This window comes from uncultured Nitratireductor sp., assembly GCF_913053745.1.
Classification (GTDB): domain Bacteria; phylum Pseudomonadota; class Alphaproteobacteria; order Rhizobiales; family Rhizobiaceae; genus Nitratireductor.
In genome coordinates this window covers 1-3,433 of the sequence record NZ_CAJXGF010000246.1, presented here as the reverse complement: position 1 = coordinate 3,433, position 3,433 = coordinate 1, and the positions used below count along the sequence as shown (strand labels likewise).

Genomic DNA, 3,433 nt, shown 5'->3' with positions numbered 1-3,433 from the left:
CCGCCACGACGCAACGCCCGGCTCCAACCGCGACCGCGACGAACTGGTGCAGGACGCTGCCAACAAGGCATGGGTACTTTTCATCCAGCGCGATCATCTCGGTCTCAAGACCGACCATCATCTGCGCTCGACCTACGACATCCCGCGCGAGGTGATGCTGCGTGTCGGGGTATTCAAGAAACGGTCCGCGTGAACAGCGCGGCAAACCGGGGGATTTGAATGCGGTTTGTCTTTTTCGGTGTCGGCGCCATCGGCGGCGGCATGGCGGCCAGGCTGGCCCTCTCCGGCCATGATGTCATCGGGATAGCCCGTGGCGCGCAGCTCGATGCGATCCGCGAGAGCGGTTTGCGGGTGCGCACGCCCGAAAGCGATGACATCGCGAGGTTTCCCTGTGTGGGAAGCCCTGACGAGATATCCTTCCGGACCGACGACGTCATTTTCCTGACCATGAAGACGCAGGACACCAAATCCGCGCTCGAAAGCCTCGAAAAATGCGGTATCCGGCAACAGCCTGTCGTCTGTGCGCAAAACGGTATCGAGAATGAACGGCTGGCTCTCAGGCTGTTCGAGAATGTCTATGGCGCTGTGGTCATGATGCCGGCCGATTACATCAAGCCTGGAGAGGTCGTGATCAATTGCGGCCCGAAACTCGGCGTCTTCAACATCGGGCGCTATCCCGAGGGCAGCGACTCGATGGCGGAAGCAATTTGCCGGGCACTGGACGCAGCCGGTTTCGCCGGTTTCCCGGAAGCCGATGTCATGCCGGGGAAATACGGCAAGCTTCTCATGAACCTGTCGAACGTTCTCGATGCTGCAGCGGGCGACGCGGCCCGAAAATCCCAGCTCGCGGAGGCGGCACGCGAAGAGGCGGAGGCAGTTCTGAAGGCTGCCGGGATCTCCGTGACCAAGGGTTTCCGTCACGACGACCTCATGCAGATCACGCCGGTTCCGGGCATACAGCGCACCGGATCGTCATCCCAGCAAAGCCTTGTCCGCAAGTCCGGTTCCATCGAGACGAACTATTTGAATGGCGAGATCGTTCTGCTTGGGCGCTTGCACGGCGTGCCTGTCCCGGTGAACGCCTTCCTGTGCGATCTCGGCCGTCGTCTGGTCGCCGAGGGCGTCGAGCCGGGGAGCCTGTCTGTCGAACAGCTGCAGCGGGATTTCGAAAAGGCCGGCAAGGCCTGAACCGGATTGCGTCAGGCCGGTTGCAGTTCGGCCTCGATCCATTCCGACAATTCGGCATGACTGTCGATGACGAGATCGGCGCCGGCCTCTTCCAGCATGTCGCCGTGGCCCTTGCGGCAATGCGAACCGCCGGTAAAGCCGATTACATGGAACCCGGCTGCCTTGCCCGCCAGCACGCCATTGACGCTGTCCTCGACAACGATGCAGTTGTCGTCTTCCTGCCCCATGGTCTCGGCGGCATGCAGGAACAGGTCGGGCGCCGGCTTGCCCCTTTCGACCATCCAGGCCGAAAACAGCACATACTCGACCAGCGGCAGCAGGCCCGTCGCGCCCAGTGTCATGTGCATCTTCTCGACCTTGGCCGAGGAGGCGACGCAATAGGGCGTGTCGATGGCGTTCAGATAGAGGATGACCTCGCGCACGAACGGGATCGCCTCGACGCCGTTGGCGAAAATCGATGGCAGTTCGTCGAGCCAGCGGTCGGCGAAATCGGCGCCCAGGTCGATGTCGTTTTCGGCAAGCACGATGTCCCGCACGCTCTTCATGGTGCGTCCCATGAAACGTTTGCGTGACTCCGCCATAGTGATCGGCAGGCCGTGTTCGGTGAGGATTTCCGCCAGGCGCTGATTGGCCAGGGATTCCGTGTCGACGAGCACGCCGTCGCAGTCGAAGATCACCAGTGCGGGTGGTGCCATGTTTTCAGATATCCTTCAGTGCGTCCCCGTCGAGCCGAAACCGCCGCCGCCGCGCGCGGTTTCCGAGGCGAGATGGCCTTCCCCGACCGCCACCTGCGTCACCGGTGCGATCACCATCTGTGCGATGCGCATGCCGCGCGTGATCTCGAAGGGCTCGGCGCCGTGGTTGATCAGCAGCACCTGCACCTCGCCGCGATAATCCGCGTCGATCGTGCCGGGCGTGTTGAGGCAGGTGATCCCGTGCTTGAAGGCAAGGCCGGAGCGCGGCCGCACCTGGCCTTCGTGGCCGGACGGGATTTCGAAGATGAAACCGGTCGGCACCAGCGCGCGTGCGCCCGGTGCGAGCGTCAGCGGCACGCCGTCGGGCACCGCCGCGCGCAGGTCCATGCCGGCGGCTTCCTCGGTCTCGTAGCCGGGCAGGGCGATACCCTCGCCATGCGGCAGGCGGACCAGCGTCAGGGTCGTTTTTGTCATCCCGGCTAAATGGCGCGCGGCTGTCCGCCGCGCAAGCTGGCGGCCCTTCATTTCTGTGCGAAAAGCCCGCTTTTCCGGGTGTTTCAGGCTTCGGCGATCATTTCGAACCCGCCGAAAATCATGCGGCGGCCGTCGAAGGGCATGTGTTCGGCTTCCGCCGACATGCGCGGATCGGCCATGACCTTCTCCCATGCGGCATCGGCGAACTCCTTCGATGGCCAGGTGATCCAGGAGAAGACGACGACCTCGCCATCGTTCCTGTCCACCGCCTTCGGAAAGGACGTGACCTCGCCTTCCGGGACGTCCACGCCCCAGCAATCCGCTTGGGAAAGGGCGCCGTTTTCCTTGAACACCACCGCCATCCTCTCGGAAAACTCGATGAATTTCTGCTTGTCGTTCTCCGCTACCGCAAACACGGAGCCGTTGACGTAAGTCATTGCATTTCCTCTCGTGATTTCCCGTTATTGATGGGGCGGAAGCGGTTAGTCGCCTTCCTTTTTCGCGCCCTTGAGGAGCGCAAAGATCGCCATTGCATGTCCGTGGCCCAGCCCGAAGTCCTGCTTCAGCCAGTCGGTTACCTGCGTCGCCTTGACGCCGTCCGCCAGGCCGCCGCCGTCCGTGAATCCCTTCTGGTGCGCCAGCGCCTTGAAATCGGCGGGCGACTTCCCGGTCTTCGCTTCGATGTTGTCGAGATAGGCCTGAAAAGACATCGCGTTTTCTCCTTCGGTTGGCTGTCAGCCCATCGCCTTCGAGCCGGTGAAGTTGAGCATCCATGGCGTGCCGTATTTGTCGGTGAACATCGCGAAACGTTCGGCCCAGAAGGTTTCGGCCGGTTCCATCGACACGGATTCCGCGCCCTTCGCCAACGCGCTGTAGACCCGGTCGAACTCGTCGAGCGAACCGGGCGACACCGACACCGAGAAACCTTGCGGCTTGTTGTACCATTCGCCCGGCGCGTCCGAGGCCATGACATTCGCCGATCCGAGGCGCATGTTCATGTTCATCACGAGCTCGTCGCCACCCGGCATCCGGTTCCCCGGGTCGGGCGCATCGCCGTTTTTGAAGACGCCGGTGAT

6 protein-coding genes and 1 pseudogene are annotated in these 3,433 nt (G+C 62.7%); 2 read left to right on the top strand and 5 right to left on the bottom strand.

Going from position 1 to position 3,433, the window contains the following annotated elements; all coding sequences use genetic code 11:
* Positions 1-193 (top strand): annotated as a pseudogene (locus QZ638_RS22915) (hypothetical protein); the annotation flags it as partial.
* Positions 194-219: 26 nt separating this feature from the next.
* A complete protein-coding gene (locus QZ638_RS22910) occupies positions 220-1,188 on the top strand; it encodes a ketopantoate reductase family protein (RefSeq protein ID WP_295815008.1) in 969 nt (322 codons plus the stop codon).
* A gap of 11 nt (positions 1,189-1,199) precedes the next feature.
* Here the strand turns inward: QZ638_RS22910 and QZ638_RS22905 are convergent, their stop codons facing one another.
* From QZ638_RS22905 to QZ638_RS22885, 5 genes are all read right to left on the bottom strand, one after another.
* Positions 1,200-1,883, bottom strand: a complete 684-nt coding sequence (locus QZ638_RS22905) for an HAD family phosphatase (protein WP_295815004.1) — start codon at positions 1,881-1,883, stop codon at positions 1,200-1,202.
* 15 nt (positions 1,884-1,898) lie between these two features.
* The gene (gene dut, locus QZ638_RS22900) at positions 1,899-2,357 is read right to left on the bottom strand and encodes a dUTP diphosphatase (RefSeq protein WP_295815011.1); all 459 of its coding nucleotides are present in this window, start codon (positions 2,355-2,357) and stop codon (positions 1,899-1,901) included.
* A gap of 83 nt (positions 2,358-2,440) precedes the next feature.
* Positions 2,441-2,794 (bottom strand): DUF1428 domain-containing protein, encoded by a 354-nt coding sequence (locus QZ638_RS22895; protein ID WP_295815003.1) that lies wholly within the window; start codon positions 2,792-2,794, stop codon positions 2,441-2,443.
* A 45-nt stretch (positions 2,795-2,839) separates the two neighbouring features.
* Complete coding sequence (locus QZ638_RS22890) at positions 2,840-3,067, bottom strand: DUF4287 domain-containing protein (RefSeq protein ID WP_295814999.1); 228 nt, start codon at positions 3,065-3,067, stop codon at positions 2,840-2,842.
* Between the two features lie 24 nt (positions 3,068-3,091).
* A partial coding sequence (locus QZ638_RS22885; protein WP_295814997.1) for a VOC family protein occupies positions 3,092-3,433 on the bottom strand: 342 nt, incomplete at its 5' end.